Raw genomic sequence first — 13,447 nt, 5'->3', positions numbered from 1 at the left:
ACAATGTGAGTGCGATTATAGAGGGCCAAAAATTTTTTCGCAGCGAACCATTATGATTACCCAGCTTACCAAGTGTCTGCTTGCCACTCTTCTGTCTCTTGGTTTGGCCGCGTGTGGCCTGACGGGACCGCTCTACATGCCACCCCCCGAGCAGCCCCAGACCCAGAGCACACAGCAAGCACAGACGCCTGCGACCGCCGAGGCAGCCCCAGAGGCCGCGCCGCAATAATTTAGGAAGGAACCGCCCCCTTGGATCACTTTAACTACGACGCCGATGGCCAGCTTCAGGCCGAACACACCTCGCTGCAACAACTTGCCGAGCAGTACGGCACCCCGCTGTACGTCTACTCCCGCGCCACTCTGGAACGCCACTGGCACGCCTTCGACAAGGCAGCGGGCGACATCCCCCATCTGATCTGCTACGCGGTCAAGGCCAACTCCAACCTGGCGCTGCTCAACCTTCTGGCCCGCCTGGGTTCGGGTTTTGACATCGTCTCCGGCGGCGAGCTGTCGCGGGTGCTGGCGGCGGGCGGCGATCCGGCCAAGGTGGTCTTCTCCGGCGTCGCCAAGAGCGAGGCCGAGATGCGCCTCGCGCTGGATAAAGAGATCCTCTGCTTCAACCTGGAGTCGGAAGCCGAACTGGAGCGTCTGAACCGGGTGGCGGGCAGCATGGGCAAGAAGGCCCGGGTGTCGGTGCGGGTCAACCCCGACATCGACGCCGGTACTCACCCCTATATCTCCACCGGCCTCAAGCAGAACAAGTTCGGCATTCCCATCGAGCTGGCGCCCGCCATCTACCGCAAGGCTGCGGCGATGGAACATATCGAGATTGTCGGGGTGGATTGCCATATCGGCTCTCAACTCACTGAATTGAATCCCTTCATGGAGGCGGCCGACAAGCTGCTGCGGCTGATCGACGGCCTGGCGGCGGAAGGCATCCATATCCACCACCTGGACGTGGGCGGGGGCCTGGGGGTCAACTATGGCGCCGAGCAGCCACCGCACCCTACCGAATATGCCGAGGCGCTCAAGCAGAAGCTGGCGGGCCGGGATCTGACCCTGCTGTTCGAACCGGGTCGTGCCATCGTCGCCAACGCCGGCGTGCTGCTGACCCGGGTCGAGTACCTCAAGCCGGGCGAGAGCCGCAACTTCGCCCTGATCGATGCCGGCATGAACGATCTGCTGCGCCCCTCGCTCTACGGTGCCTGGATGAACATCATCGAGGTGGACAGCCGCGCGAGCCACGAGCAGGCGGTTTACGACGTGGTCGGCCCGGTCTGCGAGACCGGTGACTTCCTCGGCAAGGAGCGCACCCTGGCGATCGCCGAGGGCTCCTTGCTGGCGGTGCGTTCCGCCGGTGCCTACGGCTTTACCATGTCCTCCAACTACAACACCCGTCCGCGCGCCGCCGAAGTGCTGGTGGACGGGGCGCAGTCGTTCCTCATCAGAGAGCGCGAGCAGTTGGCGGATCTCTGGCGCGGTGAGCATTTGCTGCCCTGATGGTTGATGGATTTCTCTAAGCGTTCCTCCGGGTGAGAGCGTGAACAAGGGTACAGGAACGCACGATGTTGATAGATTTTTCCAAGATGCACGGCCTCGGGAACGACTTCATGGTGGTGGATGGCGTCACCCAGAAGGTGTTTTTCAGCAATGACGTCATCAAGAAGCTGGCGGATCGCCACTTCGGCATCGGCTTCGACCAGCTGCTGCTGGTGGAGCCGCCCTATGATCCCGAGCTCGACTTTCACTACCGCATCTTCAATGCCGATGGCAGCGAGGTGGAGCAGTGCGGCAACGGTGCCCGCTGTTTCGCCCGCTTCGTCCGCCTCAAGGGGCTGATCAACCGGGATCGCATCGCGGTGAGCACGGCGCGCGGTCGCATCGTGCTGCAGTTGGAGGGGGAGAACCAGGTCACGGTCAACATGGGGGTGCCCCAGTTCGAGCCGGGCAAGATCCCGTTTCGGGCCCAGAAGGCGGAAAAAACCTACCTGCTGCGGGCCCAGGAGCATACTGTGATGTGCGGGGCCGTCTCCATGGGCAATCCCCACTGCGTCATCGAAGTGCCCTCGGTGGCCGATGCGCCGGTGGAGGTCCTGGGTCCCATCATGGAGCGCCATGAACGCTTTCCCGAGCGGGTCAACGTCGGCTTCATGGAGACGGTCAACGCCAGCGAGATCAAGCTGCGGGTGTTCGAGCGCGGGGTGGGCGAGACGCTCGCCTGCGGCACCGGCGCCTGTGCCGCCGTGGTGATCGGCATCAGCCAGGGCAAGCTCAAGGAGCGGGTCACCGTCACTCTGCCGGGGGGCAAGCTGACCATCGCCTGGAAGGGGCCGGGTCAGCCGGTCTACATGACAGGGCCGGCCGAGCACGTGTTTGACGGCCAGATAGAGTTATAGGCACGGGCGGGGAGCCCCCGCACTGCCAAGCACTAATGTCGGGGCCCTTGGCCCCTTTTTCGGATGGACCAACCAAGTTATGAGCGAACTCAAACGGCAGGAACCACTGGTGGATGAAGCCACAGTGCTGGAGTACCTGGCCCGTTATCCCGAGTTTTTCCAGCGCCACGCGGCCATGCTGGACCGGATCCGCATTCCCCATGAACAAAAGGGCGCCATCTCCTTGGTGGAGCGCCAGCTTGACCGCCAGCGCGAGCGTATCGAGCAGCTGGAGCAGGAGATCACCGAGCTGATGGGGATTGCCAGCGAGAACGAGCGGATCTTCCGGGTCTATGCCGATCTCTACGGCGAGCTGTACGGCTGTCGGAGCCTGTTCGAGGTGAGCGCCGTGATGGGCAAGGCGTTCGTGCAGCGGCTGCGACTGACCGGCCTGCGGCTCTGGCTCAGCCCGAAAAAATTCCAGTTAAGCGGCCCCGAGCAGAAGTTCATGGCGGAGGGCAAACAGCTCGAGCAGCTGCTGGGTCAGCGCCTGCCGGGTCAGGATTATTACTTCGGCCGGCTCAACCAGAGCGAGAAGCAGGCATTGTTCGGTCACGACGTGCTGGTCAACTCGGTGGCCCTGATGCGGCTCGGCGATCTCGGCGTGCTGGCCTTCGCCAGCTCGGATCCGAGTCACTTCACTCCCCACAACGACACCCTGCTGCTGGGTCAGCTCGGCCGCCTGCTGCAGCTGCGCCTGCCCGAGCTGGCCCGTGGCTAAGGCGCCGGCCAGCCCCTCCACCAAGGCGGCGCCTGCCGCCGAGCTCCTGCCGGCCGCGCTGGCGGGGGAGCTCGCGGCCTTCATCGAATACCTGCGGGTCGAGCGCCAGCTCAGCCCCCACACCCGCAGCAACTACCAGGCCCATCTGGAAGCCATGGCCGCCGAGCTGGTGAAGCTCGGGGTCGATGACTGGGCCCGGCTCGAGGCGAGCCAGGTGCGCAGCCTGGTGACCCGGATGCACAAGGCCGGGTTCGCGCCCCGCTCGCTCGCCACCAAGGTCTCCGCCCTGCGCAGCTTCTGTGACTGGCAGGTGCGCCAGGGGCGGCTGGTCGCCAATCCGGCCCGCGGCATCGTCACCCCCAAGCAGGGGCGGCCGCTGCCAAAGAACCTGGACGTGGACGAGATGTACCAGCTGCTCAACATCACCGACGAGCAGGATCCGCTGGCGGTGCGGGATCGCGCCATCATGGAGCTGATGTACTCTTCCGGCCTGCGCCTCGCCGAGCTGGTGGGGCTCAATCTGGCGGACGTGAAGCTCGACGAGCGCCAGCTCAGGGTGACCGGCAAGGGCTCGCGGGAGCGGGTGTTGCCGGTGGGGCGGATGGCGGTGGAGTGGCTGCACAAATGGCTCAAGTTGCGCCCCCTGCTGGCCGGCGATGAGCTGGAGGCGCTGTTCGTCTCCAAACGCCGGCAGCGGCTGTCGGCTCGCTCGGTGCAGGAGCGGCTCGACGGCTGGGGCAACAAACAGGCGCTCAACGCCCATGTCCATCCCCACAAGCTGCGCCACAGCTTCGCCACCCACATGCTGGAGTCCTCCGGCGATCTGCGGGCGGTGCAGGAGCTGCTGGGGCACGCCGATCTCTCCACCACCCAGATCTACACCCACCTCGACTTCCAGCACCTGGCCAAGGTGTATGACAGCGCCCATCCAAGGGCGAAGCGGGATCCCGCTACCCCGGACGACGAATGACGGGGGCCGGGTAGCCGGCCCCGACAAGAGGAGAGACCATGCAGTTCTATCGCCGCTGGCAGCCGGTGGCCGCCATCTCGTTTGACCTCGACGACACCCTCTATGACAACGGCCCGGCCATCGAGCGAGCCGAGCAGTGGATGCTGGCCCACCTGCGCAGCGAATACCTGGCCACCGCCATGCTGGACAAGCCGCGCTGGCTGGAGCTCAAGCGCAACCTGCTGCTGGAACAACCGGCGCTGCGCGACGACGTCAGCCTGGCGCGCCGGCACGGCATCCAGGCCGCGCTGATGGCCGGAGGCATGGCCGAGACCCGGGCCGCGCAGGAAGCTGAGTCGGTGTTCGCCGCGTTTCTGGCCGAGCGCTCGAAGATAGAGGTAAGCGACCAGACCCATGCCCTGCTGGCCCGGCTGGCGGCACGCTACCCGCTGGCGGTGATCACCAACGGCAACCTGGATCTGGTCCAGGCTGGCCTCGCGGATTACTTCACCCTGGTCTGCAAGGCTGGTCTTGGCAGCAGAATGAAGCCGGCGCCGGACATGTTCGTGCAGGTGCAAAAGACCCTGAGGCTCGCCCCCGACCGCATTTTGCACGTGGGGGACCACCCGCAGACCGACGTGCTGGGGGCCAGGCTGCACGGCTTCAAGGCCGCCTGGCTCAACGAGCATCAGCAACCCGGAGAGCGGCTGCAACTGCTGCCGGACGTGGAGCTGGCCGCGCTGGGCGAGCTGGCCGACCTGCTGCTCTAGTCAGACCTCAACAGCCGCCAGTTCACAGCCGACATGCATCCCTTGTCGGCCGCTCATTCACTGTTGGTCGAAACCGTCACACGGTCATGCCGGAGCGGTCACTCGCTGCGGCAAATCAGACCACGGAGATCGTAAGGGGCGGGCTGGTTGACCCGGCAGTAGCTTAACCCGGCGGGCAGCGCCTGTTGCAGGGTGATGGCAGTCTCCCGGTAGTGGCAGACCAGATAGAAGGAGCGCGGATTGTGGCGATCCAGGCTCCAGTAGTGGATGGCGTGGCTGTCGCCGTTGTCCGGCTTGAGCTGGGCGCGCTCGTCGGGGTCGCCGTCGAACAGGGACAGGTTCTCCAGCCGGTGGCGAAGGGGCTGGTGCTGTTCCCCCAGCTCGTTGCGGGTGACGGCATGCCACCCCTGGGCCGTGCCCAGCAGTTGCTGGCGGGTCTCGATGGTGGCGGGGCAGTCAAATTGCAGGGTGGCGCTCAGGGCTAGCGCGGTCAGCAGCATGAAACACGTCTCGAATGGAAAGTATGGGCTCCCATGCTACGTCATCGCCCGCCAAACAGCGCCATCAGTTTGTCCAGCAGATCCCGTGGCGGGGCGATCTGCTTCATGGCCTCCGCCTCCCGCGCCAGCAGCTCCTGCTGCTCCTGCTGACGGGCGCTCAGCACCTTGTAGAGCGGCTCGAGCAGGGAGCCACGCTGGGCCACCAGCTCCTGGAACATGGCCTGATTGATGCGATAGGTTTCGACGGTCCCCTGGGCCCGCACCGTGAACGGGCTGGGCTCGCCGGTGAGCAGGCTCAGCTCGCCGAAAAAGTCGCCGGCATTGAGGGTGCCGAGCGTCAGCTCGCGCCCCTCCACCTCTACCAGCATCTGGGCATCCCCCTTCACCAGCACGAACAGCCAGCCGGAGATCTCCCCCTGGCTCAGCATCCGATCGCCGTTGACGAAGGGGGCGAATTTGACCTGATCCGCCAGCCGCAGCAGCTCCTCCTCCTGCAGCATGGCGAACAGCGGCAGGCGGCGCAGGGTATCGGTCCGCTCGGCGGTATGGCGCTTGTGGCGCTGATCCTTGTGATCCTGATCCGAGGTCATGAAGACGTTGAAGATGGGCGGGGTGAGGCGCCGGTCGTTGCGGCGCAGGGCGGCATCGATCAGGGTGCGCACCGCCGAGTCGGTGGGGTCGTCCACCGCCAGATCGGTGAGCCAGTAGCGCACCGCGTAGCGGGCGATGCCGTTCTCCACGTTCATCAGCAGGCAGTCCGGTTGCGGGCTGGCGGAGACGTTGCGGATCCGGGTCTCCCTCAGTGAGTGTTCCACCAGGGCGATGATCTGGGTGGGCAGGGTGTCCAGGGTGATGTCGAACCAGACCCAGCGGCGCCACTGCAGGGGGGCGTCGCGGCGCCGCCCGAGCACGGTGAAGCGCTGCTTGAGCAGGTGGCTGTTGGGGATCACCACAGTCTCCCAGTTGCGGGTCTCTATGGTGGTGGCGCGCCAGTTGATCTCCACCACCCGGCCCTGGGTGGTCTCCACTTGTAGCCAGTCGCCGATGGCGATGGAATTGTCGAGCTGGATCGAGACCCCGGCCAGCAGGTTGCCCAGGGTGTCCTGCATGGAGAAGGCGATGACGGCGGTGATGACGGCGGAGGTGGTGACGATCTCGCCGAGGGCCATGCCGGAGGCGTAGAGGCGGAACAGGCACCAGCCGATGTAGCCGACCGTGATGACGATGTCGGCGATGATGCGCGGGATGCGGACCTGGCACAGGGGCAGCAGAAACTGGAACAGCAGGATCCCCCAGATCTTCACCAGCACCAGCCCGGCCAGCAGGCTGGAGATCTCCACCAGCCAGTGGCGGGGCAGGGGCAGGCGAAACCAGCCCCCCTCGAGCTGGATCAGCAGGATCACCACCAGGCTTATCATCACGAAGCCGAGCTCGCTCACCAGCTCACGGCGGCGACCCGGGCTGCGCAGGAAATGGGTGAGGAGCAGGAACAGGGTCAGCAGGGTCCAGAACGGGTGGTCGCCAATCCACAGCATGGTAGGTAGCGCAACGAGGTTATCGCCAAACATAGCAGCCCCTTATCATTGGTTATTTCCAGCATAGTTGGTTTCAATCCGCTAAATGGATGCGGGGTCGAGGCAATTTCTTTATGCTGGGCACCTGTCTGACAAGGGAGTGGAGCGCGTGCGCAAGTGGAGCAAGGTGGCCTGGATTGCCGGGGCCTGGCTGCTGGTGGGTTGTGATCAGCTGGCCGACAAGTATCGGGTCGAGTTTCGTGATGGATCCTGGCGCGAGATCGCCATCACACCCTTTTCAGACGAGGCTCGCTGGCGCGAGGGGTGCGCCACTGGCGAGGTGCTGAGCGACATGACGCTGCCGCTCAAGCGCGGCAAGACGGTCAACGGCCGCGAGCAGCTCTTGATCGGCGGCGAGCTGTTCGAGCTGGACGACAACGCCCTCTATCGCAGCAACGGCATGGTGTTTGGCCACACGCCGGATCACATCCAGCGCGGGCTCAAGGGAATGGATGTGTGCCGTACCCTGCGCCCGTCTCGCGGTGCGCTGCCCAAGCTCAAGGCGCGCGGGTTCGGCGACTAGCCGGCGTCGTCAGACGCCGCTCAGGCGGGCCCGGCAGGCGTCGCCAAAGGCCTCGAAGATCTTGATGGAGTGAGGGTTCTGGCTCGCCTTCCACTCCGGATGCCACTGCACCGCCAGCAGGAAGGGGGAGAGGGCGGGGGCGTGGATAGCCTCGATCAGCCCGTCTTCGGCATGGGCCAGCGGCACCAGTCCCTTGGCCAGCGTTTTGATCCCCTGGCCGTGCAGCGAGTTGACCGGGATCGATGGCTGTCCCATCAGCTCCGCCAGCCAGCTGCCCGGCACCAGTGTCACCTGATGGCTCTCACCATACTGGTCGTCCACCGGATCGTCCGCATCCTCCCGATGATCGTCATAACCCGGCTCGCTGTAGACCTTCTGGTGGATGTCTCCCCCCAGCGCCACGTTGATCTCCTGCATGCCGCGGCAGATGCCGAGGATCGGCAGGCCGCGGTCGAGGGCGGCGCGAACCAGCGCCATGTCGAACAGATCCCTGTCTCTGTCTTGCTGCTTCTCCGGGGTGAGGTTCTCCTGGCCGTAGAGGGTTGGATCTATGTTGGATCCGGCGCCGCTCAGATAGACCCCATCCGCCAGATCCAGATATTGCGCCAGATCCTCGGTGCCGCAGCAGGTGGGCACCAGCAGGGGGACGCAGCCGCTGATCTCTACCAGTGGCTGAATGTATTTGTGGGTCATCACCTGATAGGCATGACCATTGCGGGGCTGGGCGCCCATGGTCATCAGTACGACGGGTTTACGCGGGGTGTGGGTGCTGCGAGTCATGATTCACCTTGGCTGTCCTTAGCGGTCCTGCGCCTTGGGCAGACCCTTGCCAGCGCAAGGGCATGCCTCAAGGCATGGTCGTGGGATCGGGGTCGTGCCGCAGTACCAGAATCGTCGGTCAGCCTGGGCAACGACAGCCTGGATCCTGACCCCAGTCTGCCAAGGCCGTTCAATATGTCAAACGAAATGATGCCAAAATGTTAAATATATTCTGCGCTCGGCTGGCTTGAGTCCCATTAAAAGGGGGCTGTAGCGAAGGGGAAGCGAGGGGAGGGTATTGTCGTGGTGGATATATTAAACATGTGGCCCCGCTGCCCGGACAGACCCAGACAGCAAAAGGGGCCCGCAGGCCCCTTGTCGACTCAGGCGTTCAGGATGAAATGCTCGATCACCTGGGCGACCCCGTCTTCATCGTTGCGCCCCGTGGTGTGCTGGGCCAGCGCCTTGATGTCGTCGGTGGCGTTGCCCATCGCGACCCCCAGCCCGGCGTACTCGATCATGTGGTGATCGTTGCCCGCATCCCCCACCGCGATGACCTGGGAGGCATCCAGCCCCAGGTGCTCGGCCAGAGCGGCGACGCCGGTCCCCTTGTTGCTCCGCTTGTTCATGAACTCGAGGAAGTAGGGGGCGCTGCGCACCACAGTATAGCGCTGGTAAAGCTCGGCCGGCAGCTTGGCGATGGCCGGGGAGAGCAGCGGCTCGGGATCGATCATCATCACCTTGAGGATCTGCTCGTCGGCGGGCAGGGTGGCGAAGTCGAGCAGCTTGATGGGCATGCCGATGAGGCGGGATTCGTGCTCGGTGTAGGGGCTGACCCTGGGGCTGATGAGCCCCTGGCTGACCGAGAAGCCGTGCACGTTGACGCCCAGCTCGTCGGCCAGGGCGGCGATGGCGCTGGCGTCGCTGCCGCTGAGCAGCTGGCTGCGGATGATGCGCTGATCGGCCACCTGCTGCACCAGGGCGCCGTTGTAGCAGATGACGTAGTCATCCTGGCCGGTGAGGCCGAGCTCGGCCAGATAGCGGCTCATCCCCTCCAGCGGGCGGCCGGAGGCCAGCACGACCGTGACTCCCCGGGCGCGGGCGGCGGCGATGGCCGCATGGGTGCGGGGGGAAATCTGGCCCTGGGAGTTCAACAGGGTGCCATCCATATCCAATGCGATCAGCTTGTACATCTCTCACTATCCTGCAGTCTGGCTGGCCCGCACTATGGGGCCAATGGGAGAGGGAGTGTAGCGAAATTCACCGTCCGGATCACGGCCGGAGGTGTACGACGGGGGCGGCGGTGCTCACTTGTGGGGTTCGTAAGGGGTCAGCTGCAGCTGATCCTCGCGGATGGCGAAGTGGATGGGGCCGTGCTCTATGTCGACCCGATAGTGGTGGTGGGCCATTTCCACCTCGACCCCAGGGAAAGCGTGCTGGGTGGCGATGATGTCCATCTCCGCCATCAGTTTCTGCAGCTCTTCCTGCGCCGCCTCCAGCTGCTCGTCGAGCTGCTTGCTCTCCTCGAGGCGCTGGACCCGGATCAGTTTGATCTTCTGCAGGGTCTGGGGATTGCGCTTGTCGCTCGGCAGCTGCAAGAGCTTGAGCAGCAGATCCTGCAGCTTGTCCAGCTGCTCCCGGCACTCCTGCTTGCGCTGGCGCAGCGCCTGCTCCTGCTCCTTGTGGGTGAAGTAGCCACCGAGGATCTGCAACCGGGTCTGGTTGTGGGCCGAGGCCCCCAGGATCGGCGCCATGATGAGGCGGTTGGCGATGCTGATGCCCCCCAGCAGGTGGCCCTTGCGCATGGCGCTGTCGCCCACCTTGAGGTCCTGGCCGCTGCGGCTGTAGCTGTGGCTGAGCTGGGTCAGGACGTGGATGTCGCCGCCGGCCTCCAGCTTGGCGTACTGGGCATAGCTGGCATGGATCTCCCCCTGGGCGTTGAGGTGGCAGAGGTACTCGTTGCTCTGCTCCAGCTTGCGGCCGATGACGCCGTTGCGCACCGTGATGGTACCGCCCGATTCGATGTAGCCCCCCTCCACGAAGCCGCCGATCACCACGTCGCCGCTGGTCTTGACCTTCATGCCGGGGGTGACGTCCCCCGCCACGATCAGCGCCCCCTCGAAGATGATGTGGCCGTGGCGGATATCCACCTGCTTGACGCTCAGCACGTCGTCCACCTTCATGCCGCTCTTCTCCTGGCGGGGCAGGCCCGGGCGACTGGCCAGCAGCAGATTGGGATCATCCGGCGAGATGAAGGTGCCTTCGCCGGCCACCATGGGGCTCTCCTTACCATGTTTGGCGGGCAGCTCCTGGCCGGTGACGGTGAAGCCCGGCACGCCGGTGGTGGCCGGGTGGCGGCGCATCAGCTGGGCGCCGGCCTTGACTGTGAGCATGGTGCCGAGGTCGCGCATGTCGACCCGGCCGTGATCCAGCTCCTGGGGCTTGAGAATGCGCTCGGCCGGGGTCTCCACCAGCCGCTCGAAGCGGGTGTCCTGACCGTTGACGGCGGCCTTGCCCTGCGCCACCGGCAACCTGAGCAGGGTGCCTGGCGTCGCCTCCTTGGCCGCCAGCACGGCGGCGGCGATGAGCTGGGGTTGCACCCCCTGCTTGATCTCGCTGGCCTGGATCGCCTGCTCCAGCTGTTCGCTGGTGAGGTATTTGCCGCCCCAGTCGGCGGTGATCTGGGCGGTGGCGCTCATCCGGTCCTTCTCCACCAGCAGCAGGACGCTGGCATCGTGGCGCTGGGCGATGGGCACCGGGTTGCCGGGCAGGGGGGCGGCCGGATCATTGAACAGGGTGTTGAGTAGGCTGATGGCCTGCTTGATCCCCTCCGCCAGCGGCTGATAGCGGCGGCAGTTGGAGGCCAGCAGCAGGGCCTGGATATCGTTTTCCGAGATGGGTTTGGTCAGCCCCGGCGCGATGCGCAGGCAGGCGTATTCCATATCGGCTGACAACAGTAACCACTCTGTGCTTAACACCGGATCCCTTCCCTCGCTGGCATCCCTGTCGGGATGGCTGCCTGTTTCCAGTTAATCGGCATCTTGTTAAAAATGCTGATGATCAACATAGTGCTGGTCTGCAGTATCCAGACATTTCTCCTTTTTGGTCAATGAGCTAAGCACAAATGGGTGAACTGGAGCGAGGAAATGAAAAGTAACAGCGAGTATGCTGACGGCACCGGGAGTCCGTCTGCAGGCCACCACTGGCCGTCGCCCACCGGGAAAGGAGTGTCAACCTTGCGTCATTGTCTGTTGCCCCTGGCCCTGACGGGCCTGCTCAGTGCCTGCCAGCCGCAGGCCCCCGCCACCGCCCTCGGCACCCTGGAGCGGGATCGGGTGCTGCTCACCGCCACCGCCGGCGAGATCATCCGCGCCCTGCCGGTGGCGGAGGGCAGCCAGGTGCAGGAGGGTACCCTGCTGGCCCGCCTCGATGACAGGCGCCAGCAGGCGGTGCTGGCCCAGGCGCGGGCGCGGGAGGCCCAGGCACGGGCCGCCCTCGCCCGGTTGACCAATGGCGAGCGGCCGGAAGACATCGCTGCCGCCAGGGCCAGCCTCGACAAGGCGCAGGCCGCCGTCAGGGAGAGCGAGCGCAACTTCGAGCGGGTCGACCGGCTGGTGCGCCAGAAGCTGGTGAGCCCGGCGGATCTCGACAAGGCCCGTGCCCAGCGCGACAGCGCCCTGGCCGAACAGGATGGCGCGCGCCAGCAGCTCGACAAGCTGACGCGGGGCGTGCGGCGCGAAGATATCGACGAGGCGCACGCCGCGCTGCAGGCCGCCACCGCCGAGGTGGCGCTGGCCGAACGGGAGCTGGCGGATCTCTCCATCGTCGCCACCCGCAGCGGCCGGCTCGACAGCCTGCCCTATCACCTCGGCGAGCGGGTGGCGGTCGGTGCCGTGCTTGCTGCCATCCAGGCAGATCAGGCCCCTTATGCCAGGGTCTATGTGCCCGAGCCCTCCCTCGCCGGCTATGGCGTCGGCCAGCCGGTGCGGGTGCAGGTGGACGGGGTGGCCGAGCCCTTCACCGGCCGGCTGCGCTGGATCTCGAAAGAGCCAGCCTTTACCCCCTATTACGCCCTCAACGAACGGGATCGGGCCCGGCTGGTCTACCTGGCGGAGATCGATCTGCCAGCGACGGCGCAGGATCTGCCGAGCGGTCTGCCGCTGCAGGCCGAACCCGCCGCGCAGGGAGAGGGTCATGAGTGAGCTGGCGATCCGGGCGCTGGGGGTGAGCCGCCGCTTCGGTAATTTTCTGGCGGTGGACGGGCTGGATCTCTGCGTGCCCAAGGGGCAGATCCACGGCTTTCTCGGCCCCAACGGCTGCGGCAAGTCCACCACCCTGCGCATGCTGACCGGCCTGCTTACCCCCTCGGCGGGGGAGGTGGAGGTGCTGGGGCTGAGCATCCCCCGCGAGGCCGAGACCCTGCGCCGGCGGATCGGTTACATGACCCAGAAGTTCTCCCTCTATGACGAGCTGACCGCCTGGGAGAACCTGGAGTTCATGGGGCGGATCCACGGCATGGGCGGCGCCGGGCTTGCCGCCCGTCTGCACGAGCTGCTCGCCACCTATGAGCTGGTGCCGCTGGCACGGCAGCGGGCCGGTGCCATGAGCGGAGGCCAGAAGCAGCGGCTGGCGCTGGCGGCGGCGGTGATCCACCAGCCGGCTCTGCTGTTGCTCGATGAACCCACCTCGGCGGTGGACCCGCAGAACCGGCGCGATTTCTGGGAGAAGCTGTTCGACCTGAGCGAAGGGGGCACCACCATTCTGGTCACCACCCACTACATGGACGAGGCGGAACGTTGCCACCAGCTGGCCATCATGGAGGCGGGCCGGGTGCGGGCCCAGGGGGCGCCACAGGCGCTGATGGATGCCATGAGTACCCGGGTGGTGGAGGTGCAGGCTGCCGATCTGCGGCTGCTCAAGCAGCAACTGGTGCAGCTGGCACCGGTGCGCTCCGCCGCCCAGCTCGGCCAGCGCCTGCGGGTGCTGGTGGACAAGGAGCTGGCGGAGCCGGTGGCCTGGCTGCAGCAGGCCTGTCCGGCGCTGGCTGGCGCCAGCCTGGCGCTGGTCAGGCCGAGTCTGGAGGATGTATTCGTCAGCTGCACCGGTCAGGAGCCTAGGGCATGAACGGCTGGCAAGGGCTCTGGGCCATGCCCCGGCAAGTACTTCGCCAGCTTGCAGGAGCGAATCGATGAACAGTCTGCGACGGCTCTGGGCCA

The 13,447-nt window shown here is 65.6% G+C and carries 14 protein-coding genes; 9 read left to right on the top strand and 5 right to left on the bottom strand.

What is annotated here, in order from left to right:
* The first annotated feature begins 52 nt into the window (after positions 1–52).
* From ACB033_RS16970 to ACB033_RS16945, 6 genes are all read left to right on the top strand, one after another.
* Positions 53–229, top strand: coding sequence for a lipoprotein (locus ACB033_RS16970; protein ID WP_139431278.1), 177 nt, complete (start codon positions 53–55; stop codon positions 227–229).
* A gap of 20 nt (positions 230–249) precedes the next feature.
* Positions 250–1,500 carry a diaminopimelate decarboxylase gene (gene lysA / locus ACB033_RS16965; RefSeq protein WP_139726481.1) on the top strand — a complete coding sequence of 417 codons (1,251 nt, stop codon included), beginning with the start codon at positions 250–252 and terminating at the stop codon, positions 1,498–1,500.
* 65 nt (positions 1,501–1,565) lie between these two features.
* Complete coding sequence (gene dapF, locus ACB033_RS16960) at positions 1,566–2,396, top strand: diaminopimelate epimerase (RefSeq protein WP_042009001.1); 831 nt, start codon at positions 1,566–1,568, stop codon at positions 2,394–2,396.
* A 79-nt stretch (positions 2,397–2,475) separates the two neighbouring features.
* On the top strand, positions 2,476–3,156 hold the full coding sequence (locus ACB033_RS16955) for a DUF484 family protein (protein WP_005308258.1): 681 nt from the start codon (positions 2,476–2,478) through the stop codon (positions 3,154–3,156).
* Positions 3,149–4,126, top strand: coding sequence for a tyrosine recombinase XerC (gene xerC, locus ACB033_RS16950; RefSeq protein ID WP_139726480.1), 978 nt, complete (start codon positions 3,149–3,151; stop codon positions 4,124–4,126). Before ACB033_RS16955 ends, xerC begins: the two co-directional genes overlap by 8 nt.
* A 38-nt stretch (positions 4,127–4,164) precedes the next feature.
* Positions 4,165–4,875: an HAD-IA family hydrolase gene (locus ACB033_RS16945; protein WP_139726479.1), complete on the top strand. Its 711-nt coding sequence runs from the start codon at positions 4,165–4,167 to the stop codon at positions 4,873–4,875.
* Positions 4,876–4,973: 98 nt separating this feature from the next.
* Here ACB033_RS16945 and ACB033_RS16940 read toward each other — a convergent pair whose 3' ends face one another.
* Together ACB033_RS16940 and ACB033_RS16935 are read right to left on the bottom strand one after the other, a co-directional pair.
* Positions 4,974–5,375: an STY0301 family protein gene (locus ACB033_RS16940; protein WP_139396871.1), complete on the bottom strand. Its 402-nt coding sequence runs from the start codon at positions 5,373–5,375 to the stop codon at positions 4,974–4,976.
* A 41-nt stretch (positions 5,376–5,416) separates the two neighbouring features.
* The gene (locus ACB033_RS16935) at positions 5,417–6,943 is read right to left on the bottom strand and encodes a mechanosensitive ion channel family protein (protein WP_139726478.1); all 1,527 of its coding nucleotides are present in this window, start codon (positions 6,941–6,943) and stop codon (positions 5,417–5,419) included.
* Positions 6,944–7,058: 115 nt separating this feature from the next.
* Between ACB033_RS16935 and ACB033_RS16930 the strand changes: the two genes are divergently transcribed.
* A complete protein-coding gene (locus ACB033_RS16930; RefSeq protein ID WP_017783688.1) occupies positions 7,059–7,472 on the top strand; it encodes a hypothetical protein in 414 nt (137 codons plus the stop codon).
* A 9-nt stretch (positions 7,473–7,481) separates the two neighbouring features.
* Here the strand turns inward: ACB033_RS16930 and ACB033_RS16925 are convergent, their stop codons facing one another.
* The 3 genes from ACB033_RS16925 to ACB033_RS16915 form a co-directional block, all read right to left on the bottom strand.
* Positions 7,482–8,252 carry a gamma-glutamyl-gamma-aminobutyrate hydrolase family protein gene (locus ACB033_RS16925; protein ID WP_017764614.1) on the bottom strand — a complete coding sequence of 257 codons (771 nt, stop codon included), beginning with the start codon at positions 8,250–8,252 and terminating at the stop codon, positions 7,482–7,484.
* A 362-nt stretch (positions 8,253–8,614) separates the two neighbouring features.
* On the bottom strand, positions 8,615–9,424 hold the full coding sequence (gene yidA, locus ACB033_RS16920; RefSeq protein ID WP_017779779.1) for a sugar-phosphatase: 810 nt from the start codon (positions 9,422–9,424) through the stop codon (positions 8,615–8,617).
* A gap of 114 nt (positions 9,425–9,538) precedes the next feature.
* Positions 9,539–11,209 carry a DUF342 domain-containing protein gene (locus ACB033_RS16915; protein ID WP_017779778.1) on the bottom strand — a complete coding sequence of 557 codons (1,671 nt, stop codon included), beginning with the start codon at positions 11,207–11,209 and terminating at the stop codon, positions 9,539–9,541.
* 249 nt (positions 11,210–11,458) lie between these two features.
* Here ACB033_RS16915 and ACB033_RS16910 point away from each other — a divergent pair, with 249 nt between their 5' ends.
* Together ACB033_RS16910 and ACB033_RS16905 are read left to right on the top strand one after the other, a co-directional pair.
* On the top strand, positions 11,459–12,433 hold the full coding sequence (locus ACB033_RS16910; RefSeq protein ID WP_139726477.1) for an HlyD family secretion protein: 975 nt from the start codon (positions 11,459–11,461) through the stop codon (positions 12,431–12,433).
* Positions 12,426–13,355, top strand: a complete 930-nt coding sequence (locus ACB033_RS16905) for an ABC transporter ATP-binding protein (RefSeq protein ID WP_139726476.1) — start codon at positions 12,426–12,428, stop codon at positions 13,353–13,355. The genes ACB033_RS16910 and ACB033_RS16905 overlap by 8 nt, the downstream gene beginning before the upstream one ends.
* Positions 13,356–13,447 lie beyond the last annotated feature (92 nt).

It is taken from the genome of Aeromonas sp. S15(2024), assembly GCF_041402265.1.
In the GTDB taxonomy this organism is placed as follows: Bacteria; Pseudomonadota; Gammaproteobacteria; order Enterobacterales; family Aeromonadaceae; genus Aeromonas; species Aeromonas dhakensis.
Note: the sequence above shows the minus strand (reverse complement) of the source record. Positions and strands in the feature narration are given on the sequence as shown.

Bases quoted from the DNA above. Each gene is read 5' to 3' on its own strand.
- ACB033_RS16925 (WP_017764614.1), bottom strand. From the start codon at position 8,252: ATGACTCGCAGCACCCACACCCCGCGTAAACCCGTCGTACTGATGACC.
- ACB033_RS16945 (WP_139726479.1), top strand. From the start codon at position 4,165: ATGCAGTTCTATCGCCGCTGGCAGCCGGTGGCCGCCATCTCGTTTGAC.
- ACB033_RS16935 (WP_139726478.1), bottom strand. From the start codon at position 6,943: ATGTTTGGCGATAACCTCGTTGCGCTACCTACCATGCTGTGGATTGGC.
- yidA (WP_017779779.1), bottom strand. From the start codon at position 9,424: ATGTACAAGCTGATCGCATTGGATATGGATGGCACCCTGTTGAACTCC.
- dapF (WP_042009001.1), top strand. From the start codon at position 1,566: ATGTTGATAGATTTTTCCAAGATGCACGGCCTCGGGAACGACTTCATG.
- ACB033_RS16970 (WP_139431278.1), top strand. From the start codon at position 53: ATGATTACCCAGCTTACCAAGTGTCTGCTTGCCACTCTTCTGTCTCTT.
- ACB033_RS16955 (WP_005308258.1), top strand. From the start codon at position 2,476: ATGAGCGAACTCAAACGGCAGGAACCACTGGTGGATGAAGCCACAGTG.
- ACB033_RS16905 (WP_139726476.1), top strand. From the start codon at position 12,426: ATGAGTGAGCTGGCGATCCGGGCGCTGGGGGTGAGCCGCCGCTTCGGT.
- ACB033_RS16940 (WP_139396871.1), bottom strand. From the start codon at position 5,375: ATGCTGCTGACCGCGCTAGCCCTGAGCGCCACCCTGCAATTTGACTGC.